The 3262-nt window shown below is 68.7% G+C and carries 4 protein-coding genes; 1 reads left to right on the top strand and 3 read right to left on the bottom strand.

Features of this window, described 5'->3' with window-relative positions; all coding sequences use genetic code 11:
• The coding region (locus MIC448_RS13220; RefSeq protein ID WP_144238052.1) for an ATP-binding protein at nt 1–922 on the top strand (922 nt) is incomplete at its 5' end.
• On the opposite strand, the gene MIC448_RS13215 is transcribed toward MIC448_RS13220, so the two are convergent.
• From MIC448_RS13215 to MIC448_RS13205, 3 genes are all read right to left on the bottom strand, one after another.
• Nucleotides 859–1971 carry an ABC transporter permease gene (locus tag MIC448_RS13215; protein ID WP_036300589.1) on the bottom strand — a complete coding sequence of 371 codons (1113 nt, stop codon included), beginning with the start codon at nt 1969–1971 and terminating at the stop codon, nt 859–861. The two genes, MIC448_RS13220 and MIC448_RS13215, sit on opposite strands and share 64 nt — an antisense overlap.
• On the bottom strand, nt 1968–2852 hold the full coding sequence (locus tag MIC448_RS13210; protein ID WP_036300587.1) for an ABC transporter ATP-binding protein: 885 nt from the start codon (nt 2850–2852) through the stop codon (nt 1968–1970). Before MIC448_RS13210 ends, MIC448_RS13215 begins: the two co-directional genes overlap by 4 nt.
• Nucleotides 2853–2977: 125 nt before the next feature.
• Nucleotides 2978–3262 (bottom strand): response regulator transcription factor (locus MIC448_RS13205; RefSeq protein ID WP_036300585.1); only part of this gene is annotated, 285 nt, incomplete at its 5' end.

The raw sequence follows: 3262 nt of genomic DNA, 5'->3' as shown, positions 1-3262 counted from the left end.
CCTTTCGCCCGCGGCGAGCCGTGCCCTGGAGCTGCTCGCGCACCAGGTCGTCGAGGTTCTCGAGTTGCGGCGCGCCGCGCGCATCCTTCTGCGCACAAACGCCGAACTCGCCCACTTCGCGGGGCAGGTCAGCCACGATCTGCGAAACCCGCTCAACGCGGTCTCGGGCTTCATCGAGATCGCGGCCGACGATCCGGAGATCGCCCACGCACCCCACGCGGTCCGCGCGCTCGAACGCGCGGAATCGGCGGTCTCGCGGATGGACTCGATGATCGTCGATCTGCTCGACTACGCCCGGACCGGGGGCGCGATCGCCCCGCGCTCCGATATCGATCTGGAGAGAATCGTCCGGAGCGTCGCGGATGATCTGGATGCTTCGCTGCGCGAGACGCGGGCCCGGATCGTCTATGACGCGCCGGTCCGCGTCACGGGCGACCCCACCCTGCTGCGGGCACTGTTGCAGAACCTCATCGCCAACGCCGTGAAGTTCGCCGCGGCTGAGGGGCACGAGCCGTTCGTCGAGGTGCGCGCCCTGCGGGTGTCCGGTGGATGGCGCGTGACCGTGGACGACAACGGCCCCGGGGTCCCTCTCGAGGACCGCGAGCGTGTGTTCGTCGCCATGGAGCGGGGTGATCACTCCACACCCGGTATCGGGTTGGGGCTTGCGACCTGCCGCCGCATCGTCGAGGCGCACGGTGGCCTGATCGGCATCGAGGACTCGGACCTGGGCGGTGCCAGCTTCTGGTTCGTGCTGCCCGACGGGCCCGCGTCGGCAGACGGCCCGAGCGGCGCCAGTTCGCGGCATCCGCTCCACCGATCGATGGCGCGGATGCCGCGAAGACGGGCCGAAGCTCGGGGTCAGCCGCGCAGCGCCTCGACGAGCTTGACCCGACCGCCCATGCGCAGCAGCGAGTTCTCGTAGATCTTCGCGCCGATGAAGATGGCGGCGATGCACGTCGCCATCAGGATCGCGAGTGACAGCAGCGGCTCCCACCACTGCGCGTCGCCGAGGAACAGCCGCAGGGGCATACCGACCGGGGCCGAGAACGGCACGTACGACATGATGCCGACCACGAGCGGGTTGTCGTTGAAGAAGATCACGAGGAAGTACGGCGCCATGATCAGCATGGTGAGGGGCGTCGTCGTCGATCCGATGTCTTCCTGACGCGAGACCATCGCGGCCGCGGCGGCGAACAACGACGCGAGCAGGATGAAGCCGAAGAAGAAGAACACCGCGAACCAGGCGATGGGACCGCCGAGACCCTGCAACAGCGCTGTCTGATCGGTCACGGTCAGGCCGATGACCGCTATCGCTGCAAGTCCCAGAATCTGGGCCATGGCGAGGATCGTGTTGCCGATCACCTTGCCGGCGAGCAGCGCCCGGGTGGGAACGGCCGAGATCAGGATCTCGACGACGCGGGTCTGCTTCTCTTCGACGACGCTCTGCGCGATCGTCCCGCCGAACAGTGATGCCGCGAGCAGGAAGACGGCCCCGAATCCGATCGCGACCAGGTAGCGGAGCGCGCCGCCGGTCTCGTCCGGGTCGAGCAGCTCGACGTTGGGCGTCTGCGCCAGCAGCAGGAGCAGTGTGGTGGGCGCGGACGACTCCGCGATCAGCGTGATGCCGACGGACGACGAGGAGTCGCCGACGATCGCCGCGTCCACATCGCCGTCGCGAACGAGGGTCTCTGCGGCGGCACGATCGGGCGCGTCGGTGATGTCGAGGCCCTCGATGCCCTGCACCTGCGACGAGGCGTCGGGCGTCACGGCGACGGGGATGCCCGAGGCGTCGCGTGCGGTGAAGCCGCCCCAGATCACGCCGGCGAGGGCGATCAGGAACAGGATCGCCGTCGAGATGACGAAAGCCTTCGAGCGCAGCTTCGATCCGATCTCGCGCTCGGCGACGAGATAGACGCTCTGTGCGGTCGACGGCGCGGGTCGGCTGGCGGGGGATGTCGTGGGAGTGCTCACTGGATGACCTCCTTAAAGATCTGGGCGAGGGTCGGATGCTGGGGCGCGAAGCTCGTCACGTCCCCCCGTTCGACGGCGCGGCGCAGAACGGCCTGCGCGGTCTCTTCGGTATCGGTGTCGAACAGCGCGTAGCCTCCGTCGAACTCGAGCACGGTGACCCCGGGAACCTCCCGCACCCACCCGGCGTCGGCGGCGGAGATGAGCTCAAAGCGCTGGGCGGAGTGCTGGGCGCGGAGGGCGTCGCGGCTTCCCGCCGCCCGGATCGTCCCGTTCGCGATGATGACGAGGTCGTCGCAGAGCCGCTCGACGACATCGAGCTGGTGGGACGAGAACAGCACCGCGGTGCCCTGCGCCGCGCGCGCCTGCAGAACGCCGGCGACAACGTCGACGGCGAGGGGGTCGAGACCCGAGAACGGCTCGTCCAGGATCAGCACCTCGGGGTCATGCACCAGCGCCGCGGCGATCTGCGCACGCTGCTGGTTGCCGAGGGAGAGCGTTTCGACGTTGTCGCCGAGTCGCTCGCCGAGCCCGAGCTGTTCGAGCAGGCTCTGAGCGCGCTGGGTGGCGTCTGCCTTCGAGTAGCCGTGCAGGCGGGCCAGGTAGACGATGTGCTCGAGCACCTTCATCTTCGGGTACAGGCCGCGCTCCTCGGGCATGTAGCCGAATCGGCGCCGGTCGGACGACGACACGGCCGCGCCGTCGATGTCGACCTGTCCACCGTCCTTGCCGAGGACGCCCAGGATGATGCGCATGGTCGTCGTCTTGCCCGCGCCGTTGCCTCCGACGAATCCCGTCAGACGGCCCGGGAGGACATCGAATGAGACGTCGTCGAGCACACGACGTCCCCCGTAGCTCTTGGTGATACCGGTCAGTCGCAGCATCCGTCATCCTTTCCGTGAGTGTGATTCCACGCTACGGAGGGCGCGGCAGCGGGACATCCCCCGGGTGGGGGGTCTTCGTCCTCCGGCGTGCGGGGGAGGAGGGGTCAGCGATCAGACGATCAGGATCACGCGAAGCCGTTGCGGTGGGCCCAGACGACCGCCGCGACACGGTCACGGGCGCCGAGCTTCTGCAGAACGTTGGAAACGTGGGTCTTGACCGTTGCCTCGCCGATCACCAGTCGGGCGGCGATCTCGGCATTGCTGAGGGCCTGCGCCAGCAGGCGGAGGACGTCGACCTCGCGCTCGGTGAAGGGCGGGATGACCCCGCCCGATGTGACACCACCGGGCGGGGTCATCTGACCTCCAGCGGTCGTGGCGTGTTCGGGTTCGCCCGCGAACCGGGCGTTGAC

The sequence above is a fragment of the Microbacterium sp. C448 genome (assembly GCF_000582705.2).
GTDB lineage: Bacteria > Actinomycetota > Actinomycetes > Actinomycetales > Microbacteriaceae > Microbacterium > Microbacterium lacus_A.
The sequence above is the reverse complement of the archived record's forward strand: the minus strand, read 5'-3'. Positions and strand labels throughout refer to the sequence as shown.